The organism is Klebsiella sp. A-Nf5 (genome assembly GCF_002810545.1).
GTDB lineage: Bacteria > Pseudomonadota > Gammaproteobacteria > Enterobacterales > Enterobacteriaceae > Klebsiella > Klebsiella variicola.
Map to the genome: position 1 here is coordinate 359,123 of NZ_PIOG01000268.1, position 21,352 is coordinate 380,474.

The following is a 21,352-nucleotide window of genomic DNA, read 5'->3' on the forward strand; positions in this document are numbered from 1 at the left end:
GTTATGTCTCACCGCGATACGCTTTTTTCCGCGCCGATTGCCAGCCTCGGCGACTGGACCTTTGATGAACGGGTTGCTGAAGTCTTCCCCGATATGATCCAGCGTTCTGTGCCCGGCTATTCCAATATCATCTCGATGATCGGCATGCTGGCCGAGCGCTTCGTTCAGCCCAACACCCAGGTTTACGATCTTGGCTGTTCGCTGGGCGCCGCCACCCTTTCCGTGCGCCGCAGTATTAGCCATCCAGGATGTCGCATTATCGCCATCGATAACTCCCCGGCGATGGTGGAACGCTGCCGCCGTCATATTGACGCCTATAAAGCCCCGACGCCGGTCGAGGTGATTGAAGGGGATATCCGTGCGGTGGCCATTGAAAACGCCTCGCTGGTTATCCTGAACTTTACCATTCAGTTCCTCGAGCCAGGCGATCGCCAGGCGATCCTGAATAAAGTCTATCAGGGGCTCAACCCCGGCGGCGCGCTGGTGCTCTCGGAGAAATTCAGCTTCGAAGACGCCCACGTCGGCGAGCTGCTGTTCAATATGCATCATGATTTTAAACGCGCGAACGGCTACAGCGAGCTGGAGATCAGCCAGAAACGCAGCATGCTGGAAAACGTGATGCTGACGGACTCCGTGGAAACCCATAAAGCCCGCCTGCGTCAGGCTGGGTTTGAACATGCCGAACTATGGTTCCAGTGCTTTAACTTTGGCTCGCTGGTGGCAGTAAAATCCGGGGAGCAGGCATGATCGACTTCAGTAATTTCTATCAGCTGATCGCCAAAAGCCCGCTGTCTCACTGGCTGGAAACCTTGCCAGCTCAGGTAGCCGCCTGGCAGCGCGAAGCCCTGCACGGCAAGTTTCGCGAATGGGAGCGTGCCGTTGAGTTTCTCCCTGAATTAACGCCCTGGCGTCTGGACCTCCTGCACAGCGTCACCGCCGAGAGCGAAACGCCGCTTAGCGAAGGCCATCAGCTGCGGGTAGAAAATCTGCTAAAAAACCTGATGCCATGGCGCAAAGGGCCTTATTCGCTGTACGGCATTAACATTGATACCGAATGGCGCTCTGACTGGAAGTGGGAGCGTGTCCTGCCGCACCTGTCCGATCTCACCGGGCGGACTATCCTCGATGTGGGCTGCGGCAGCGGCTATCACATGTGGCGAATGATCGGCGCCGGCGCACATCTGGCGGTCGGCATCGATCCCACCCAGCTGTTCCTGTGCCAGTTTGAAGCGGTCCGTAAGCTGCTCGGTAACGATCAGCGGGCGCATCTGCTGCCGCTGGGTATCGAACAGCTGCCGGCGCTGGAAGCTTTTGACACCGTGTTCTCGATGGGCGTGCTTTACCATCGCCGCTCGCCGCTGGACCACCTGTGGCAGTTGAAAGATCAGCTAGCGCCGGGAGGCGAGCTGGTGCTGGAGACGCTGGTGGTCGAAGGGGATGAAAATACGGTGCTGGTTCCGGGCGAACGCTATGCGCAGATGCGCAACGTCTATTTTATCCCCTCGGCGGCGGCCCTGAAAATGTGGCTGGAGAAGTGCGGGTTTATCGATGTGCGCATCGTCGATGCCTGCGTCACCTCGACTGAGGAGCAGCGGCGCACCGAATGGATGACCAGTGAATCACTGGCCGATTTCCTCGACCCGCAGGATCAGCGCAAAACCGTGGAAGGCTATCCGGCTCCGCTGCGCGCGGTGATTATCGCCACCAAACCGGAAACGCAGCAGTCGCTGGCGAAAAAAGCGAGATAAAAAAAGGCCCCTGTTTAATGGGCAGGGGCCTGGTACGGGCAATCATCATATTGGGCGACATGATGTGCAGCAAAAAACCGTTTAACTTCTCCAGGCGGAGATAATCCTTTTCATCTCCGCCACCGCTTCGCCATTAACGGCGTAGCGCCTGTATTCGTCCGCATCAGGATCGGCTGACATCGAAACGCCTGGATGACGAAAGCGCATTTCCGATGGCAACCACTGGCCTGCAGAGCTATGAACCTCTTTCACCCCCGCCTGCAGAAACAGCGGCAGGTTCGCGGCGCGGACTCCCGCACCGGCCATAATGATTGGAGTATCCCCTGCGGCAATAAGTTCCGTAATTAATGAAATACCTTTCTCCGCTGAGGGTTGCTGACCGGAAGTCAGGATACGTTTAATCCCCAGCTCACCCAGTGTATTCCAGGCCTGACGCGGGTCGGCACACAGATCGAACGCGCGATGAAAGGTCACCGCCAGCGGCCCGGCCGCGGCCATTATTTTTTTCATCCGCGGAATATCCACATGGCCATCAGCATCCAGCACACCGGTCACCAGACCAGGGAACCCCAGCTCACGTACCATCTGAACATCGGCAAGCATCGAGGCGAACTCCGCCTCGGTGTAGCAGAAATCGCCACCGCGGGGGCGAATAATCGGATGCACCGGAATGGTCATCGCCTCGTGGACCGAGACCAGCACCCCATAAGAGGGCGTTAATCCCCCTTCCTGCGGCGCGGCGCAGAGCTCGATGCGATCGGCACCGCAGCGCTCAGCCTCCCGGGCGCACGCCGCGCTATAGCAACAGACTTCCAGTACCGCCATTTCCCTCTCCCTGATCCAGACCATCCTTCGAGCATGTCACGATTTCGCGCCACAGACGCCGCGCCGCTTCACACTGTTATGTATCAGCTTGCTCGCTGGCGACGATTTGTTCAATAGACCACGGATGAAATTTCACCGTCACGCTACCGTCGGTCACCGCCAGAGTGGGGTTCGGCAGACGCTCATGCTGCCCTTTCGGCGAACTGGTTTTGACGACGATCCCCGGCTGGCTGAGTCCGTCATCGGCCAGCAGCGCCAGAGCACGGGCATTTAAGGTTGCCGGATCGCCAGGCAGGACAATTTCAATATGCTCCCAGCCTTCATGGGGATAACGCTTTTCACCCGGCCACGGCAGCTCAATGATATGGAAGCGCCAGTGCGCCACGCAGACCGGCTCCGCCAGTTTGAACAGGCAAATGGGCCGGCCGTTGATCATATTCTCCGACAGCAGGGTTCCGCACTGTTCCAGACCGCGGCGCCAGCGTTCCGCCGTGGTATTCTGATGACAGCGCAGGGAGATATGGTCGGCATCAAGTCCGGCTATCTCCAGCCCCAGTCGCGCAGTGAAGCGCTGAAGCGCATCGGAAAATCGCGGGAGATCAGCCGTAATATCGGCCAGTTGTTCAATTTGCTGCCAGTTTGCCATGGGTTTACTCGTCAATGATGCTCGTCAGTAATGAAAAGGTAATTTACCGTGTTTCGGCCTGCGGACCAACCGCCGCCCTGCTGACGGGCAACCGAACGGCGATGGATTGCGCACGCCGCCGCGCCGCGCGCAATGCTGACGGACGGGGACAAATGCAGTATACTCCCGCCCTAATTTGTCCACATTATGGCGCCGCCTCCCTCGGGGGCAGGCGCATTACACGTAAGGTATTCCGGTGAATATTCAGGCTCTTCTCTCAGAAAAAGTCAGCCAGGCCCTGATCGCGGCAGGCGCGCCTGCCGATTGCGAACCTCAGGTCCGCCAGTCAGCAAAAGTTCAGTTCGGTGACTATCAGGCCAACGGCGTGATGGCTGTCGCCAAAAAACTGGGCATGGCGCCGCGACAACTTGCAGAGCAGGTACTGTCTCATCTTGACCTCAACGGCATTGCCAATAAGGTTGAAATCGCCGGGCCGGGCTTTATCAATATTTTCCTCGATCCCGCGTTTCTGGCGGACAACGTCAACCGCGCGCTGCAGTCTGAGCGCCTGGGCGTCACGAAACCGCAGGCGCAGACTATCGTCGTCGACTACTCGGCCCCCAACGTGGCGAAAGAGATGCACGTCGGCCATCTGCGTTCGACCATCATTGGTGATGCTTCAGTCCGTACCCTGGAGTTCCTGGGTCATAAGGTGATCCGCGCCAACCACGTCGGCGACTGGGGCACCCAGTTTGGCATGCTGATCGCGTATCTGGAAAAACAGCAGCAGGAAAACGCCGGTGAAATGGCCCTGGCCGACCTCGAAGGTTTCTATCGCGAAGCGAAAAAGCACTACGATGAAGACGAAGCCTTTGCCGAGCGCGCACGTAGCTACGTGGTTAAACTGCAGGGCGGCGATCAGTACTTCCTGCAGATGTGGCGTAAGCTGGTCGACATCACCATGTCGCAAAACCAAATCACCTACGATCGCCTGAATGTGACGCTGACCCGCGATGACGTGATGGGTGAAAGCCTGTATAACCCGATGCTGCCGGGGATCGTCGCCGATCTGAAAGCCAAAGGGCTGGCCGTCGAGAGCGAAGGCGCCACCGTGGTGTTCCTTGATGAGTACAAAAACAAGGAAGGCGAACCGATGGGCGTCATCATCCAGAAAAAGGATGGCGGCTACCTCTATACCACCACCGATATCGCCTGCGCGAAGTATCGCTATGAAACGCTGCACGCCGACCGCGTGCTCTATTACATCGACTCTCGTCAGCACCAGCACCTGATGCAGGCGTGGACCATCGTGCGTAAAGCAGGCTACGTGCCGGACTCTGTGCCGCTGGAGCACCATATGTTCGGTATGATGCTGGGGAAAGACGGCAAGCCGTTTAAAACCCGCGCCGGCGGTACCGTGAAGCTGGCCGATCTGCTGGACGAAGCGCTGGAGCGCGCCCGTCGCCTGGTCGCGGAGAAGAACCCGGACATGTCGGCTGACGAGCTGGAAAATCTGGCGAAAGTGGTCGGTATCGGCGCGGTGAAATATGCCGATCTGTCGAAAAACCGCACCACCGATTACGTTTTTGACTGGGATAATATGCTGGCGTTCGAAGGCAACACCGCGCCGTATATGCAGTATGCCTATACCCGCGTGCTCTCCGTCTTCCGTAAAGCCGGCATCGACGAAAACGCGATGAACGATGCGCCGGTGGTCATCGCCGAAGATCGCGAAGCCCAGTTGGCCGCGCGCCTGCTGCAGTTTGAAGAGACCCTCTCCGTGGTCGCTCGCGAAGGGACGCCGCACGTGATGTGCGCCTACCTGTACGATCTGGCGGGGCTGTTCTCCGGCTTCTACGAGCACTGCCCGATCCTCAGCGCGGAAAGCGAGGAGATCCGCAACAGCCGCCTGAAGCTGGCGCTGCTGACAGCGAAAACCCTCAAGCTGGGTCTCGATACTCTGGGTATCGAAACCGTAGAGCGTATGTAACCAGTAACCCGGCGAAAGCCGGGTTAGTTTTATTCGGCGCCCCGCCAGCGGGGCGCTCTGCTCAGAAATATTTACGCAGATACTCGGTCAGACAAAGGATCGCCATCGCCTGGCCATAGGGCATCGAGGTAAGCGGGATCTGGCGATAAAAATCAAGGTCTGACCCCATTCCGGTGCCAAACGAGGTCTGCAGCAACTCCCCCTGCGGCGAAATATTCTGCACAATCCCGCGAATCGCTTTTTCAGCCACCCCGGCATAGTGCTGCCCGACGTAACGCTTGCGCACCGCTTTGAGAATGCCGTAGGCAAAGCCGGCGGTCGCGGAGGCCTCAAGATAAGAGTGCGGATCGTCCAGCAGGGTATGCCACAGGCCGCTGTCGTCCTGGCATTTTGCTAAGGCGGCAATCTGTGCGTCGAGTACCGTCATCAGATAACGCCGTACCGCGTTCCCCTCGGGGAGATCCACCAGCTCCAGAAAATCCGGGATCACCATGGTGAGCCAGCTGTTGCCCCGCGCCCAGCGCGCTCGGGCAAAGTTGTGCCGCCCCTCATAGCTCCAGCCGTGAAACCACAGCCCGGTCTCCCGGTTCATCAGGTTCTGCACATGGAGCAGGAACTGATAGGTCGCCTCCTCCACATACTGCGGGCGATTAAGCAGCTTGCCAATTTTGGCTAACGGCAACACGGTCATCATCAGCGTGTCATCCCACATTTGCTGATGGTTCTCCTCCGCCAGGGTCATGTGCTGCATGCCGCCCTGCTCCGTTCGCGGCATCTCATGCATCGCCCACTCCGCCCAGCTCTCGAGCCACGGCAGATATGCCATACGGCCGGTCTCTTCAAAGCGGTAAGCCAGGGTCAGAAACGGGGCCATCGTATTGACGTTTTTGGTCGTTGCCCCCTCGGCGAAGCGGTCGGCAAACCAGCGATCGATGATATCGCACATCTCGATATCGCCGGTTTGCTGGTAATACTGATAGATGCCGTACAGCCCAACGCCGTGGGTCCACTCCCAGCCGGCCCAGCCTTTGGTATCGATCACGCGCCCGTCATCCAGGCGCAGTAAAAATTGCCCGCTCTCATCCTTAATATTCACCAGGTTTTGCGTCACGTTGCGGATCAGTGCCTGCAGTTCGCTGCGGGCGATAAAACGCTCAGGCTGACACAGTAATGGGCTATGTTTGACCGGCCAAACTTTCATGTTGTTAACCTCGGGTGTATGTCGAATTCAAAGCGCCGCCCTGGGTGAGCCCCGGGGCAGCAGGTTTATGACGATTCAGATAGCCAATATTGTTATTGCCCCACAGGCAGTCGTAAGGCATCCCCGCCAGCATCTCGACCACCGCGCGGTGTTCCGCACGGGTCTGTTCCGGCTGGGCACAGCCGAGATCGCGCATTCTGAGGGTTTCACTGCGCAGGATGCTATGGGTGTGCAGGTTGAGCTTGAAGCGTAGCGAGACGAGGAAGCCGCAGGCTAACACCACCAGGGTGCCGACGCTGAGGATCAGTAAAATGGTATGGCTCACGCCTGGCGGTTGTATTTTTTGCCCGGAAACAAACCCCGACAGTTGCATGATGATGCCCACCAGCATGACCGCCCCCGCCTGCGAGGCTTTGCGAGTCAGCGTCATGATGCCGGCAAAAATCCCTTCGCGGCGCTGGCCGGTGATCGCCTCGTCGACGTCGGCAATATAGGTATAGGTATTCCACGGCACGTAATTAATCCCGCCGCGTCCCAGTCCGGCGACAGCAGAGATGAGCAGCAATAAGGAATAGACGTCGCTCAGTCCGGCGTAATAGAGCAGCGCATACGAGAGCGAGCTCAGGCCAAACAGGACCACCACCATGCGGTAGGACGGCGCGGGGCCAAAGCGAATGCACAGCGGGATCATGGCGATCACCGCGATAAACTGGAAGATGGCCATCGTCCCCAGCAGATTCGAGGCGACAGAGGCTTCCTGCATCAGGACAAAGACCACGTAATAGGTAAACACGGCATTGAAGACGTCCTGGGCGATATAGCCCCCCAGATACATGCCGAGGTGCTGGCGGAAAATTTTTATCCGCAGCGTGGAGCTTAGCTCAATCACCAGGCGATTGAGGCTCTGGGCGAGGGTTAAGTTTTGTTTTTCCGCTTCCGCCCGCAGCGCCGCCTCTGACCACGCCTCACGCGGCCGTTCCCACGTGAAGCACCAGACGAAGGTCAGCATCACCGCGCACAGGATCGAGAACACCAGACTGGCATAAAAGAATGAACTGGCATTGTCTTTACCGAGCCAGGTGAGGAGGATCCCCGGCAGAAAGGAGGCTAAAATCGCCGACATTTGCGCCATCGAGATGCGTGCGCCGGAAAATTTGGTTTTCTGTTTAAAATCATCGGTCATCTCCGGCACCAGCGTTTCGTAGGGCACCAGAATCATGGTGTAAACCATATCAAACAGCAGATAGGTGACGAGGTAGTACCAGAAGCCCATCTCGCCGACCCACATCGCTGAATAGCTGAATACGCACGGGATACCGAGCAGAATAAAGAATTTTCTGCGGCCGAAGCGCTTGCCGAGCCAGGTGGTGCCGAAGTTATCGGTGAGAAAGCCCATCAGCGGGCTCACCACCGCATCCAGCACGCGGGCAGAAGCAAATATAAGCGTGGCCTCTATTGGGGAGAGTCCGCAGAAGGTGGTGTAAAAGTAGAGCAGCCATGCGGCGGTTAGCGCCGTCGTGCCGGCGCCGAGGAAATCGCCCGCGCCGTAGGCCAGGTAGTTAGCCAGTCCAATTTTTCGTGTTTTCATCGCCGTGATCCTGTGTCTTTTATTAAAAGAACGCCGACAATCGTTCCGGATTTGCCACCGGAAGGGAGTGGGTACCTGGCTACACTAAAAGCAGTGAAACGACGTTACCTTTGTGTTTTTGCCACGGAACAACCGCCGGTGGCAAAAGGACAAAGAGACGATGCCTCCACTTCACTCATTTATAAAACAGCATTTCTTTTAAATAAAAAGATGGGTTCATTTATGTGATCTTGTGGAGAAAACACGGACTGGCGAAGAGCGTCGCAAATCACGGGAGCAGCCCTTGCGCCGCTGGGGAAACAGGAGTAAAGAATGGAAGAAAGGGTTATTCCGCGTATCTCAAGGAGGCCTGATGCCTTATACACATCTGCTGGTTGCCGTCGCGCCAACGCCGGAGAGTCAGATATTAATTAAAAAAGCGGTGTCGATTGCCCGCCCCGTTAACGCGAAAGTGAGCTTTATCACCTTCGCCACGGACCCGGAGATGTATAACCAGTTCGCCGCACCGATGATGGAAAATCTGCGTGAGCTGATGCAGGAAGAAACGCGGGAGTTTCTCAATGAGCTGGCACGTCAGGCGGACTACCCGATAGAAAAAATGACCATCGCCTGCGGCGAACTGGGTCACCATGTCAAAGACTTTTGCCAGTCGCACAAGGTCGATCTGGTGATCTGCGGCAATCACAACCACTCGCTTTTCTCGCGCGCCACCTGCTCGGCGAAAAATATCGTCGGCAGTAGCGGCGTCGATGTCCTGCTGGTTTCCCTTGAAAAGGGCTAACGCCGGTTAGCCCTTTTCCTGAACTAGGCCAGTTTAGGGAAGGTGGCTATCTTCCCCCGCAGGCGGCTCTCCTCGCTGCGCGGCGAAATATGCTGCAGATCGTCGACAAAGCGCGCCTGCCAGTTATGAATATCATTCTCTCTGATCACCTCCAGCATCGCCGAATGACGGGCGATACGTTCCGCCAGCGGCATGCTGAGAGCACGATCCAGCGCGGTGGCCACCTCATCGCGATCGTAAGGGTTGACGATCAGCGCGCTGGTCAGCTCCTGCGCCGCCCCGGCAAACTGCGACAGGACCAGCACCCCGGGGTTATCCGGATCCTGCGCCGCGACATACTCTTTCGCCACCAGGTTCATGCCATCACGCAGCGGCGTCACCAGCCCGACGTCAGAGTAGCGGAAGACCTTCATCAGCAGCTTACGGTCAAAATGCTGGTTCAGGTAGTAGAGCGGGGTCCAGCCAAGCTGGCCAAACTGGCCATTGATGCGTCCGGATGCCGTTTCCAGCTGGTGACGGATATCCTGATAGGCCTGCACATCGCCACGGGAAGTGGGCGCAATCTGGGTATAACGGATCTTGCCATGATGCTGAGGGTACTTCTCAAGCAGCGTCTCATAGGCAAGGAATCGCTCCGGCAATCCTTTCGAGTAGTCAAGGCGCTCCACGGAGAAAATATTCTTCACATTTTTCAGCTCATTCTTCAGCTGGGCCAGCTTCGGCGGCAGCGGGCCTTTGGCGTTGCGCGTAATTTCGTCCGGATCGATCCCAATCGGATAAACCTCGGTACTGAACGCCTTACCCCATGCCTGATAGCGTTTGTCCCCGAGATCGGAGAGTCGGGTCTGCATGGCAATGCTGTCAAGAAAGGCGGTTCTGTCGCTTTCGGTCTGGAAGCCCAGCAGATCGTAATCGCACAGTTGCTCCAGCAGCTCGGCATGTGGCGGTAGCGCGTTAAAAATCTCCGGCGTCGGGAATGGAATATGCAAAAAGAAGCCGATCCGGTTGTTCACTCCGCGCTTACGCAGTTCACTGGCGAAAGGCAGCAGATGGTAATCATGGATCCACAGCGTATCGTCTGGCTCGATCAGCGGCAGAAGCTTGTCCGCCAACATCGCGTTAACCCGCAGATACCCCTCCCAGGCTTCGCGCTGGAAGCTGACCAGGTCAAGACGATAGTGGAAGGCCGGCCACAGCACGGCGTTGGAAAACTGGTTGTAATATTCATCATGGTCCCGTTCATTCAGGTTGAACGACGCCCAGGAGATATTTCCGCGGGAGACCTGCTTCAGCGGCTGCTGGTCATCGCCAATTTCGCCGCTCCAGCCAAACCACAGACCCCCCGCCGCTTTCAGTGCCCCCAGGATGCCGACGGCCAGACCGCCAGCACTCGATTTTTTATCGTCCGGTAAGGCGATACGGTTAGAGACTACGACTAAACGACTCATGGTCATCCCTCCTTTCGATTTGCGCGTCATACGCCAGATGTTGCACCCACGTCCTTACAGCGGCGGCATCCGCCAACCGCCAGTGCGCCTGAGTTTCCCCTGCGCCGACTTTTACCGACATCCCCTGCAGTTGATTAACCACGCTGAATCCCGCCTCGTCGGTCAAATCATCGCCGACAAAAACCGGTTCGCGACCGGCAAACGGCGCCTCCTGCATGAAGGCGCTGATCGCCTCCCCTTTGTTCACTCCGCGGGGTTTAATCTCCACCACGCACTTGCCCAGCTGCAGTGCCAGCAGCGGGTAGCGCTGAACGATGCGCTGAGCCAGCTCCAGCACCGCGCTCTGCTGCTGCGGAGCCTGACGGTAGTGCAGCGCGAAGGCCATCTCTTTACTCTCCAGCTCGCAGCCGGGAAGCGCCTGCAGCGCCGAGGTCAGTTCAGCCGCGATTTCATCGCGCAGCGCCGACGGCAGAGATACGATATAGGTTTTACCATTGATATCACGGCGTTCTGCCCCGTGAACACCGGCCAGCGGTAGCCGCCAGGGATGGGTTAGCGCGTCAAGTTCAGCCATTGAGCGCCCTGAAATCAATGCCACCGCCCCACCCTGCTGCTGGGCCAGCGCGTTGAGCGCCTGCAGCGTGTTGTCGGGTATCACCACCTGATCGGGGTGCGGTTGGATATCGGCAAGAGTACCGTCGAGGTCAAAGAAAAAAGCGTAGTTTCCGGTTAGCGCAGGCGGTACAGATATCTGGTTATCCACCCTGTTTCCTCCTTATCATGGCCAGCCGAAGCTGGTTGTTAATTATATGTTAGCCATGTAAGTATAGACAGTGTGACCAACCTCGCCATTTTTGATAATTACCGCCAGCGAAACGGGCGCTGGCGGTAATTACTCTGTAGACTTAAAAGTTCGGCCTAAAATCAGGCCGCACGTTTGGCTTTTTGTTTGTAGCGGTCAAAGATCACCGCCGCCAGCAGGATCACACCGCGCACGACGTATTGTGAGAATGGCGAGATGTTCAGCAGGTTCATCGCGTTCTCCACGGTCCCGAGGATCAGGATCCCGGCGACCACGTAGGAGATCTTGCCGATCCCGCCCTTCAGCGATACCCCGCCCAGCACGCAGGCTGAAATAACAATCAGCTCATAGCCAATCGAGGTCATCGGCTGGCCGCTGGTCATCCGCGACGCCAGAATGATCCCCGCGGCGGCCGATACCAGACCGGAGAGAACAAAGATAATAATCTTGGTGCGCACCACCGGGACCCCGGCCAGGCGCGCCGCCTCTTCATTGCCGCCAATAGCCAGCGTATTACGACCAAAGGTGGTTTTGTTTAGTAATAATCCGAAAACCACCAGGCAGGCGACCGTCAGCCAGATTGGCGCCGGCAGACCAAACCAGTTGGCATAGCCGAGGGTGAAGAAACGCTCATCTTCGATCCCCACCGCTTTACCGTCGGAGATAATGTAGGCCAGGCCCCGGACGATTTGCATCGTCGCGAGGGTGGTGATCAGGGCGTTAATCTTCAGGCGCGCAATGACAAAGCCGTTGACCAGGCCACTGACCGCGCCCAGCAGCAGGCCGGCGGCAATCCCCAGCCACAGGCTTTCGCTGAGATTAATCACCACCGCGGTGGTCACCCCGGCGCAGGCGATAACCGACGCCACCGACAGGTCAAAATCGCCGGAGGCCAGGCAGAAGAGCATGCCGCAAGCCACCATCCCGGACATCGAGATCGCCAGCCCCAGCCCCTTCATATTGACGAATGAGGCAAAGTTGGGCACAAAAATAACGCAGCCGATAAACAGCACAGCAAACACCACCAGCATGCCAAACTGATCCCAAATGCGGGCAAAGCTAAAGGCAGAGCGGGTAGCGCCGGACGTAGTCACTGATGACATCATTTACTCCTTACTCAGGCGACAGCCTGACTCACTTTTGGCATCGCAAGGCTTAACGCCTGCTGTTCATTGGCTTCTTCATGCAGCAGTTCGCCGGCGATTTGTCCTTCGCGCATCACCACGATGCGGTCAGCGACGCCCAGCACTTCCGGCAGGTCGCTGGAGGCAAACACCACGGCAACACCTGAGGCGGCGAGGCCATATATCACGTTGTAAATTTCATGTTTGGCGCCGACGTCGATGCCGCGGGTGGGCTCATCGAGCAGGATCACCTTCATCTCTTCCGACAGCCAGCGGCCAAGGATCGCTTTCTGCTGGTTACCGCCAGACAGGTTCATGATCAGCTGTTCCGGGCCCGGCGTTTTAATGTTCAGCGACTGGATATGCTGATCGGCGTTGTCCGCCTCCCAGGCGTTGTTGATCAGGCAGCCAGCGTGAATATGCTTGCGCCGGGCGCTGATATTGATGTTGTCGCGCACGGAGTGAACCGGAATAATCCCCTCCGCCTTGCGATCTTCCGGGCACAGCATCATGCCGGCCCGAATGGCCTGGGCCGGTTTACGAATGTCGACGGGCTGGCCATCGATATACACCTGACCGCCGGTGATCCGCGTCCCGCCAAATAAGCCTTTCATCAGTTCGCTGCGACCGGCGCCCACCAGCCCGAACAGGCCGACAATTTCACCACTGCGTACCGAGAGGCTGACCGGCGTACGCACGCCCGGCGCTTTGACCTCCTCCAGGCGCAGCCGCTCTTCGCCATAGGGGCGAGGCTTCCAGCCGTAAATATCCCCCAGATTGCGTCCCACCATTGCCTGGACCAGCGCGTCATGACTGACGCTCGGCATATCGTCAAAGGTGCAAACATAGCGGCCATCCTTAAAGACGGTGATGGCATCGCTGAGGGCGAAAATTTCTTCCATCCGGTGCGAAACATAGATGATGACCCGCCCCTCCTCCCGCAGTTCGCGGATAACGCGAAACAGGTTGTCTATCTCGCGGGCGGAGAGCGAACTGGTCGGTTCATCGAACGCGATGATCTTGGCGTTGCGCGCCAGCGCTTTGGCAATCTCCACCATCTGCCACTGGCCAATGGAGAGATATTTCAGCGGCGTCTCCGGGTCGATATCCAGCCCCAGATGCTCCAGCTGCAGGCGGGCCTCATAATTGAGCAACGATCGGTTGACGATACCGCCTCTGTGCGGCAGCTGGCCAAGATAGATATTTTCGGCGACGGTCATCTCCGGGATCAGATGCAGCTCCTGGTAGATAATCGCCACGCCAGCGTTCAGCGCCGCCATGGTATTGCTGAACGCCATCTGCTGGCCCCCGATCTGCAGGTGACCGGCGGTCGGGATGTAGTTACCGCTGAGAATTTTCAGCAGCGTCGATTTGCCTGCGCCATTTTCGCCCATCAGCGCGTGGATCTGTCCTGGGTAGCAGTCAAAACTGATATCGGACAAGGCCTTTACGCCAGGGAACGTCATGGTGATGCCGCGAAATGAGAGATAAGGGGTAGACTGTTGCATAACGACTCCGCTCTTCAGCACTCAGCCCCCGCCGCGGCGGGGGCCAGTTCAACCGGGCTGTTACAGCCCTTTTTTCGCCAGCTCTTCTTTGAAGTTATCGCGGGTAATCAGCACCACATCGGTCACCGCCGTAAACTTCGGCGGTTCAACGCCTTTGGTGACCCAGTTGTAGAGCATTTCGCTGGTTTTATAGCCATGAATATCCGGGCTTGGCAGCAGGGAACCATAGAAGCCGGTCGGTTGCGCCTTCGACAGTTCGTTGACCGCATCCACACCGTTGATGCCGATGCCAATCACATCCGGTGCTTTAAAGCCCTGGCCTTCAGTGGCACGCACGCCGCCGAGCACGGTGTTATCGTTCATCCCAACGATCAGCCAGTGTTTCACCTGCGGGTGCTGGACCAGCATTGAGTTACCGGCGTCAAACGCCCCCGGGATATCGTTAGATTTTGTCGGCACGCGGTAGATTTGCGCGTCCGGGAAGCCGGCTGCCTTCAGGGCATCAATGGAGCCGGTGGTGCGACGACGGGCGGTGTCCAGCTCATCGGCGGTGATAGCCATTACCGCAGTGTCTTTGACATCCCAGCCGCGTTTCTGCATCTCTTTATACAGCTCCTGCCCCTGGCGGGCGCCGATTTCGCTGGCCGCCATCATCACCAGCGGCACGCTCTCCATCGGTTTACCTTTGGCGTTGACGAACTGGTCATCGACGGTAATGACCTTCATGTCATAGCCGCGCGCTTTGGCGACAATCGCCGACCCGAGCTTGGGATCGGGGGTACAGATGACAAAACCTTTCGCGCCGCTGGCCGCCAGGCTATCGATCGCGTTGAGGGTTTTCTCACCATCCGGAACCGCAATCTTAATGACGTCAAACCCTAAATCTTTTCCTGCTTTATCAGCAAATTTCCACTCAGTCTGGAACCATGGCTCTTCCGGTTGTTTCACCAGAAAACCCAGTTTTAAATTTTCCGCCATAGCTGATTGTGACATAACCGCAGCGAGACCAATGGCCGCCAGCGCTTTAGTAAATTTGTGCATGGTAAACTCCAGCTTTAATTCGCTTTCATGTAGGGAAAAATCGGAATTAACAATTTTATCGGCATCAAAACAAGGCATTAGAAAAATCGCATTCCCCACTGCCGTTGTTAGAGTAGTAATACCCGGAAATTATTTCTCCATACGAGAGCATTATCACATCGCGGAATTACAGTAATTGCGTACATACATTTAGCAAAAAATGACATAAAAAAAGACATAATTGTCATACAATTTTAGCGACATATAGCAGGATCATCTATACCACCAGCAGACTTATCCTTGTGATGTCAGAGGGTGTTTAACGGAGGGTTACAACGCTGTTATCACCGGAGGTTGACGGCGTCGTGAAGGCCGATCGCGTTTTCACTTTTTCCTGTGACAAGCAGCCTCACACGGCTGGGCTACGTGGCCCACTTAATATCGCGAAAAAACGGATCTTTTGCGTAATTTATTCCGAATTAAAAAAAATATATTCCTCTTCAAAAAAAGCCTGCAACAAAAAATAAAAATAATTTTCATTAGCCTGAAACATTACTGTTGAAATAAGTTATTTCGCTCTGTTCTAAGAAAAATTTCGTAGTCAAATATCTATAACTTATCACTAGCCCGATGCCAGCAAGCCCCGCCAACGGCGCATAATCTCAATCCTGACGCTACTCACAAATAATGGTGTAACAAAACGTAAATTACCGCACTTGAGAGTTTTCTTAATTCCATTCAGCGAGTATTCTTAAATCGTCGGCAAACGGGAAAAATTACCCGACCATATGGAATGTGTAGAGTTTTATTATTCTGCAACAGTGCAGCGTGTCACTATTTTATCTTGCGGTTATCCGCAGGATCCGTTGACACGCATCAGTAACCCCTTCCAGGTTAATAAGGATATTTTTATGGCAGTTCCAGGAATGGCACAAAAGCTAAACACCCAAATGAACCTTGAGTTTCACGCCTCTAACGTTTACCTGAATTTAAGCGAGTGGTGCGCCCGGCATCGGTTCGACGGCGCCGCAACATTTTTGCGCACCCGCGCGCAAAGCAGCATCACCCTCACCATGCGCGTGTTTGATTATCTGAAAAAAGCCGGCAGCTGGCCGATAGTGAATCCCGACCACGCCTGTAATCCCGAGTGTACCTCGCTGGAAGATCTGTTTACCCAAACCCTGAGCGATTACCAACAGCGTAGCAGGATGCTGAGCGGTCTTGCCGAAGAAGCCAGAGCGCACAGCGACGATAACACCTGGCGATTTCTGACGCTGCTGGCGGAGGAGCAGCAACAGGATGGTCTGCTGTTGCAAAGCGTGCTTGAGGAAATCCGCAACGCCGATAAAGCCGGTCTCGGGATGGAGCAGACCGATCGGCGTCTGATGGCATTGGTCGGGGAATCGCGGAAGCCACATTAGTCGGACACTTCGCTCTGCCGGGGGAGCGCGACCGCGCTGCCCCGTCTCTCGCTTTAAATCAGTTATGTCAATTTTCCCACCTCATTTATTCCCCAATAGAATAAAAAAGTTTTAGCGCGATCGCATTCCCACGTCACCGCTATCCCTTCTCAGGGATTAGTGAGCGCGGTCACTTTTTATCAAGCCACAAAGAAATATAAAAACAGTGTTTCAAAAATATAAAACACGAGGTTTATTTTTTTATGGCTAGATATACGGCTTCAGCCCCTGAAGGGCTGCAGGGAAGACCGATCTTGTTACGCCATCAGTTAGCTTACGGCGGTGGTAATCTGTTGGGGAGTGGCGCACTGGCGATAAGCGGCGCCTGGCTGCTCTATTTTTATACGACCTTTTGCGGCCTGACGCTGATCGAGGCCTCATTTATCTTCTCCGTCGCCAGCATCATTGATGCTATCAGCAACCCGCTGATGGGTTATCTCACCGATAACTTTGGCAAAACGCGCTTAGGCAAGCGCTTCGGCCGCCGACGTTTCTTTCTGCTAATCGGTATTCCGCTGATGATGTTCTACCCGCTGCTGTGGGTGGAAGGCCTGAGTTTCTGGTACTACCTCTGCACCTATGTGGTGTTTGAGATCATCTACACCTCTATCATGGTGCCTTATGAAACGCTGGCGACAGAGATGACCGATGATTTCTCGCTGCGCTCAAAACTGACCGGCTATAAAGCCATTTTCGGCAAGCTAGCCAACTTCCTTGCGGCGTTTATTCCCGGACAGTTCATTCTGCTGTATGGCAAAGATTCTGCCACCCCTTTCTTCCTCACCGGTCTGACCTACGGCGCTATCCTGATCGTCGCGATTTCCTGCCTGTGGCTGTGCAGCTGGGAGCGCGAACGCGAGGAAGAAGTGGAAACCAGCGCGAAAAAAGGACTACTGAGCACCCTGCTGTCGCTGGCAAAAGATATGCGTTCCACCTTTTACCTGCGCGTATTCCGCAAACATCTCGGTATGTACCTGTGCGGGTTTGGCGCTGAATGGCTGTTTGCCTCCATCTTCACCTATTTCGTGATATTCGTTCTGCAGCATGACCCGGCGATGGTCGCCGGACTGAATAGCCTGAACTCGATTCTGCAGCTGATCTCTACGGCGCTGTTTATCGGCCTGTGCGTGAAAAAGGGCTTCAGCAAACCCTATATCCTGGCGCTGGGGATCGTGATTTTCGCGGTCCTGCTGTATACCTCGCTGTGGTTCTTCCATCTGCCGTCAGGCCTGGCGACGGTGCTGATGTTCGGCATTACCGTGCTGTTCGGCCTGGGTACCGGCGGGGTTTACTACATTCCCTGGACCGTTTACACCTTCCTGGCCGATGTCGATGAGATCTACACCGGACGCCGTCGGGAAGGGATCTATGCCGGCGCCATGACCTTCTCAGGGAAAATTCTGCGCTCGATTGTGGTGTTCTCGATGGGGGCGATCCTGAGCTTCTACGGTTTCCAGTCAAAAGCGCACAGCCAACCGGAAAGCGCGGTGACCGCTATCGCAGTGGTATTCTGCGTCGGGGTGATCGCGTTAGCGTTGGCCGCCATCGTCTTCAGCAAGCAGATGAAGCTGGATCGTAAAGCCCATCTGGTGGTGTTGCAGGAAGTCGCGCGGATCAAAGCGGGCGGAAAAATCAGCGATATCGCGCCGGATGTACGAGTTATCGTGGAAGATCTGGTCGGCCACCGCTACGAAGAGTGTTGGGGCAACAGCAAATTGTTCAAAGATACGGCCCCTGCGCCTGCGCAGACCGTGATTTCCCATTAAAGAAGAAGGCCCCGCCGGTGACCGGCGAGGCCTGTTATTAATGCGTTTCTTCCTGCGGGGTAAACTTCAGCTCAATCAACGCGATCGCTTTTTGCACCGCGCGAAGGGTCACCGGATCGGCAGAGGCCGGATGGCTGGCGAAGTCGATAGCTTTCAGCTGAGTGGTCATTTTTTCACGCACTTCCACGGGCGCAATGACGTCAATGACGTCGAGGATCTGTTTGATAACCAGCTGGCAGGCAACCACATCGGAAACCAGCTCATCGTGTTCGGTAAGATGTTGAGACATTAATTACTCCTTTTTTCAGGAGCGTAATAGTACCCTAAATCGTCACAGATAAAAAAACCTGCCGTCGCAGGTTTTTTTATCTGCCCTACTGGCTGGCGGAACTTCTCCTGCCGCTTTGCCCAGGTTCACACTCTTGATGGCATTAACAACATGACTACCACGATCTCTTCCAGAGACGAACGTGCTTTTTCAGCGCCTGCGCTGCTGGTGGCCGGTGCTTTTTTTATGGAGTTTCTCGACGGGACGGTGATCGCCACCGCGCTGCCCGATATGGCGAAAGATTTTGGCGTCACCGCGGTCGAACTGAATATCGGCATCAGCGCCTATCTGATCACCCTCGCGGTACTGATCCCAGCCAGCGGTTGGATCGCCGATCGCTTCGGCGCTCGCGCTATTTTTACCCTCGCCCTGGCGATCTTTACCCTTGCCTCGGTCTTCTGCGGCCTCTCCACCGAGGTGCATACCTTTGTCGCCATGCGTATCCTGCAAGGGATCGGTGGCGCGTTGATGGTCCCCGTCGGTCGCCTGGCGGTACTGCGAACCACGCCGAAACACCTGCTGATCAAAGCCATCGCTACCCTCACCTGGCCGGCGCTGGTGGCCCCCATTATCGGCCCGCCTTTAGGCGGCTTTATCACCCGGTACGCCAGCTGGCACTGGATCTTCTTTATCAATGTCCCGCTGGGCCTTGCAGCCATCATCCTTGCGCTGCGCATTATCCCTGATATTCGCGAAACGGAACGGCGCTCCTTCGATCTCACCGGCTTTATCACCACCGCAGTCGCGATGGTCAGTCTGGTCACCGCGATGGAACGGCTCGGCGATCGCCAGCCGCAGATCTGGCCGACGCTGGCCCTCGCCGCGCTTGGCTTCGGCTGTCTGGCATATGCTATACGCCACTTCCGCCGGGCGACGGCGCCGATGGTTCGTCTCGACGCGCTACAGGTACCTACGTTCCGGGTGACGATGTACGGCGGCTCGCTGTTCCGCTCCTCCATCAGCGCGGTCCCCTTTCTGCTGCCACTGCTGTTTCAGGTAGGGTTCGGCATGGATCCCTTCCACTCCGGCCTGCTGGTGCTGGCGGTGTTTGTCGGCAATTTGACCATCAAACCCGCCACCACGCCGCTGATCCGCTGGCTGGGCTTTCGCCGGCTGCTGTTGATCAACGGTGCGCTGAACGTCTGTTCACTGCTGGCCTGCGCGCTGCTCACGCCACAGACGCCGGTCTGGGCCATCATGCTGATCCTTTATCTCGGCGGGGTATTTCGCTCTATCCAGTTTACGGGCGTAAGCACGCTGGCTTTTGCCGATGTCCCCGCCGCGCAGATGAGTGATGCCAATACGCTGTTCAGTACCGCGTCGCAGCTGGCGGTAGGACTGGGGATCACGCTCGGGGCAATTGGTATTCGCCTGGGTGAGCAGGTCGGCGACTGGCTGCACCTTTCCACGCTGCCGGGGATCAGCTTTCGCCTGTCGTTTGTCTTTATCGCGTTGATCTGTCTGGTGGGGATGATCGACAGCCTGCATCTGGCCAAAACGGCCGGCAGCAGCGTGTCGGAGAAGAAGACATAAATGATGGAAGGGCCAGCGGCGCTGGCCCTGATGACGGTTAACCGACGATCTGGCGAACGAAGGCTTCGATGGCTTTATCCTGACAGTTTTCGAAGAAGCACTGCTGGAAGCGTGGGCCGGATACCGCGGTTTTCACCAGCTCCGGATCGATGGCGCGCAGGGTGTCGAGATAGTTTTCTTTTACCACTGCCGCTTTAACCTGGTTGAGGATCCCGGCATTTCGCACCTGCGGCTCTTTGCGCTCCGGCGGATAGCCTTCGCCGTTGCGGCCGGTAAACGCTTTTTCAAAGATAAAGCGTACATTCAGCTCCGCGCCCCAGCCGAAACCTTTGGCAAACGGCAGCGACAGCGCATTACCATTGTTGATCTGAGCAAACAGGAACGCGTCCGCCGGATCGATACAGTAGCCGCAGACCACGCCCGGGTGAATATTCAGCGACATCAGCGCTCCCTGACCGGTACCGCAGCCGGTGACCACGAAGTCGACCGCTTTCGAATTCAGCAGGATGCTGGCCATGATCCCGAGGTGAATGTAGGTCAGATGATGATCGTGCTCATCGCTCATACCGACGTTGTACACCGGGAATCCTTTTTCATCGGCAACGGCGTTAAGCTCCTTAAGGATGATGGCGTTTTTGTTCGCCTGGCTGTTCTCCATCATCAGTGCAATCTTCATGGTTTACTCTCCTGAATGCTGTGCGGGCCTGCCCGCAGAATGTCATTGGCGTTGACTGCACTCTACTACCTGAAAAACAAACTTTCAAATTTTATGAAAAGTTGTTTTAAAAATTACGCAGCGCTTCACACTTTCGCCCTCTCCGCCGGTCCAGTCGCCAGGTCCACGCCCCCAGGCAAGCAACCCCACCTCGCGGTTTGAACTTCGTCAGCCAGTTGGAAGGTCATTTGATTTTCCAATACGATTAATAATAAATTAAAACCATTCTCATTTATTATTAAACTGCCAATGCGTGTTATTCCCATTAGCATTTTAAATAAAACATTTTTAAATTTACTTTTTGCAAATAATTAAATAACAAATTATAGTGGCATCCTATAACATCTATTTTTAATTCCAGGAGCGCGACAATGCTGAAAACGGAAATGATCGACAAACTGAATGAACAGATGAATCTTGAACTTTATTCTTCTCTTCTTTATCAGCAGATGAGCGCTTGGTGCAGTTACCACAGTTTTGAAGGGGCTGCGGCCTTCCTGCGTCGCCATGCCCAGGAAGAGATGACCCATATGCAGCGCCTGTTCGACTACCTGACCGACACCGGTAGCCTGCCGCGCATCAACGCTATCGCCTCCCCGTTTGCCGAATATGCCTCACTGGACGAGCTGTTCCGCCAGACCTATGAGCACGAGCAGTTGATCACGCAAAAAATTAATGAACTGGCGCACGCCGCCATGACCAGTCAGGATTACCCGACCTTTAATTTCCTGCAGTGGTATGTTGCTGAACAGCACGAAGAAGAGAAATTATTTAAATCGGTGATTGATAAACTGACCCTCGTTGGAAAAAGTGGCGAAGGTCTGTACTTTATCGATAAAGAACTGGCGACCCTCGACACACAGAATTAATCTTCCGTGCCGCGACATCCC

Annotated in this window: 19 protein-coding genes and 1 pseudogene; 9 read left to right on the top strand and 11 right to left on the bottom strand. The window is 55.9% G+C overall.

What is annotated here, in order from left to right:
• The first annotated feature begins 3 nt into the window (after positions 1 to 3).
• Both cmoA and cmoB read left to right on the top strand, forming a co-directional pair.
• Entirely contained in the window at positions 4 to 747 is a 744-nt protein-coding gene (gene cmoA, locus CWM53_RS26885; protein ID WP_100630730.1) for a carboxy-S-adenosyl-L-methionine synthase CmoA, read from the top strand.
• Positions 744 to 1,748: a tRNA 5-methoxyuridine(34)/uridine 5-oxyacetic acid(34) synthase CmoB gene (gene cmoB / locus CWM53_RS26890; protein ID WP_100630731.1), complete on the top strand. Its 1,005-nt coding sequence runs from the start codon at positions 744 to 746 to the stop codon at positions 1,746 to 1,748. The genes cmoA and cmoB overlap by 4 nt, the downstream gene beginning before the upstream one ends.
• A gap of 81 nt (positions 1,749 to 1,829) precedes the next feature.
• On the opposite strand, the gene cutC is transcribed toward cmoB, so the two are convergent.
• Together cutC and CWM53_RS26900 are read right to left on the bottom strand one after the other, a co-directional pair.
• Entirely contained in the window at positions 1,830 to 2,573 is a 744-nt protein-coding gene (gene cutC, locus CWM53_RS26895) for a copper homeostasis protein CutC (RefSeq protein ID WP_074385445.1), read from the bottom strand.
• Positions 2,574 to 2,649: 76 nt separating this feature from the next.
• Positions 2,650 to 3,219, bottom strand: coding sequence for a VOC family protein (locus CWM53_RS26900; RefSeq protein WP_008804239.1), 570 nt, complete (start codon positions 3,217 to 3,219; stop codon positions 2,650 to 2,652).
• 235 nt (positions 3,220 to 3,454) lie between these two features.
• Here CWM53_RS26900 and argS point away from each other — a divergent pair, with 235 nt between their 5' ends.
• On the top strand, positions 3,455 to 5,188 hold the full coding sequence (gene argS, locus CWM53_RS26905) for an arginine--tRNA ligase (RefSeq protein ID WP_100630732.1): 1,734 nt from the start codon (positions 3,455 to 3,457) through the stop codon (positions 5,186 to 5,188).
• 61 nt (positions 5,189 to 5,249) lie between these two features.
• Here the strand turns inward: argS and CWM53_RS26910 are convergent, their stop codons facing one another.
• Positions 5,250 to 6,389 (bottom strand): glycoside hydrolase family 105 protein, encoded by a 1,140-nt coding sequence (locus CWM53_RS26910; RefSeq protein ID WP_100729550.1) that lies wholly within the window; start codon positions 6,387 to 6,389, stop codon positions 5,250 to 5,252.
• A gap of 4 nt (positions 6,390 to 6,393) precedes the next feature.
• Positions 6,394 to 7,977 carry an MFS transporter gene (locus tag CWM53_RS26915; RefSeq protein WP_100630733.1) on the bottom strand — a complete coding sequence of 528 codons (1,584 nt, stop codon included), beginning with the start codon at positions 7,975 to 7,977 and terminating at the stop codon, positions 6,394 to 6,396.
• Between the two features lie 352 nt (positions 7,978 to 8,329).
• Between CWM53_RS26915 and uspC the strand changes: the two genes are divergently transcribed.
• Positions 8,330 to 8,758 carry a universal stress protein UspC gene (uspC, locus tag CWM53_RS26920; RefSeq protein WP_100630734.1) on the top strand — a complete coding sequence of 143 codons (429 nt, stop codon included), beginning with the start codon at positions 8,330 to 8,332 and terminating at the stop codon, positions 8,756 to 8,758.
• Positions 8,759 to 8,781: 23 nt separating this feature from the next.
• Here uspC and otsA read toward each other — a convergent pair whose 3' ends face one another.
• From otsA to CWM53_RS26945, 5 genes are all read right to left on the bottom strand, one after another.
• On the bottom strand, positions 8,782 to 10,206 hold the full coding sequence (gene otsA / locus CWM53_RS26925) for an alpha,alpha-trehalose-phosphate synthase (protein ID WP_100630735.1): 1,425 nt from the start codon (positions 10,204 to 10,206) through the stop codon (positions 8,782 to 8,784).
• Positions 10,181 to 10,969 carry a trehalose-phosphatase gene (gene otsB, locus CWM53_RS26930; protein WP_061154081.1) on the bottom strand — a complete coding sequence of 263 codons (789 nt, stop codon included), beginning with the start codon at positions 10,967 to 10,969 and terminating at the stop codon, positions 10,181 to 10,183. The genes otsA and otsB overlap by 26 nt, the downstream gene beginning before the upstream one ends.
• 161 nt (positions 10,970 to 11,130) lie before the next feature.
• On the bottom strand, positions 11,131 to 12,111 hold the full coding sequence (araH, locus tag CWM53_RS26935) for an L-arabinose ABC transporter permease AraH (protein ID WP_004203438.1): 981 nt from the start codon (positions 12,109 to 12,111) through the stop codon (positions 11,131 to 11,133).
• A gap of 14 nt (positions 12,112 to 12,125) precedes the next feature.
• Complete coding sequence (gene araG / locus CWM53_RS26940) at positions 12,126 to 13,640, bottom strand: L-arabinose ABC transporter ATP-binding protein AraG (protein ID WP_074385443.1); 1,515 nt, start codon at positions 13,638 to 13,640, stop codon at positions 12,126 to 12,128.
• A gap of 60 nt (positions 13,641 to 13,700) precedes the next feature.
• On the bottom strand, positions 13,701 to 14,681 hold the full coding sequence (locus tag CWM53_RS26945) for an arabinose ABC transporter substrate-binding protein (RefSeq protein WP_002911518.1): 981 nt from the start codon (positions 14,679 to 14,681) through the stop codon (positions 13,701 to 13,703).
• Between the two features lie 890 nt (positions 14,682 to 15,571).
• On the opposite strand from CWM53_RS26945, the gene CWM53_RS26950 reads away from it, so the two are divergent.
• Positions 15,572 to 16,081 carry a non-heme ferritin-like protein gene (locus tag CWM53_RS26950; protein ID WP_100630736.1) on the top strand — a complete coding sequence of 170 codons (510 nt, stop codon included), beginning with the start codon at positions 15,572 to 15,574 and terminating at the stop codon, positions 16,079 to 16,081.
• Positions 16,082 to 16,374: 293 nt separating this feature from the next.
• Complete coding sequence (locus CWM53_RS26955) at positions 16,375 to 17,886, top strand: MFS transporter (protein ID WP_165784173.1); 1,512 nt, start codon at positions 16,375 to 16,377, stop codon at positions 17,884 to 17,886.
• A 37-nt stretch (positions 17,887 to 17,923) separates the two neighbouring features.
• Here CWM53_RS26955 and CWM53_RS26960 read toward each other — a convergent pair whose 3' ends face one another.
• Positions 17,924 to 18,175 carry a DUF2766 family protein gene (locus CWM53_RS26960; protein ID WP_002911524.1) on the bottom strand — a complete coding sequence of 84 codons (252 nt, stop codon included), beginning with the start codon at positions 18,173 to 18,175 and terminating at the stop codon, positions 17,924 to 17,926.
• Positions 18,176 to 18,325: 150 nt separating this feature from the next.
• Between CWM53_RS26960 and CWM53_RS26965 the strand changes: the two genes are divergently transcribed.
• A complete protein-coding gene (locus tag CWM53_RS26965) occupies positions 18,326 to 19,747 on the top strand; it encodes an MFS transporter (protein ID WP_074385440.1) in 1,422 nt (473 codons plus the stop codon).
• A 37-nt stretch (positions 19,748 to 19,784) separates the two neighbouring features.
• Here CWM53_RS26965 and CWM53_RS26970 read toward each other — a convergent pair whose 3' ends face one another.
• Complete coding sequence (locus CWM53_RS26970; RefSeq protein WP_061154076.1) at positions 19,785 to 20,423, bottom strand: RpiB/LacA/LacB family sugar-phosphate isomerase; 639 nt, start codon at positions 20,421 to 20,423, stop codon at positions 19,785 to 19,787.
• A 243-nt stretch (positions 20,424 to 20,666) separates the two neighbouring features.
• Here CWM53_RS26970 and CWM53_RS32130 point away from each other — a divergent pair.
• Positions 20,667 to 20,777: pseudogene (locus tag CWM53_RS32130) on the top strand (hypothetical protein); the annotation flags it as partial.
• Between the two features lie 56 nt (positions 20,778 to 20,833).
• Entirely contained in the window at positions 20,834 to 21,331 is a 498-nt protein-coding gene (gene ftnA, locus CWM53_RS26980) for a non-heme ferritin (RefSeq protein WP_008804225.1), read from the top strand.
• The last annotated feature ends 21 nt before the right edge of the window (positions 21,332 to 21,352 follow it).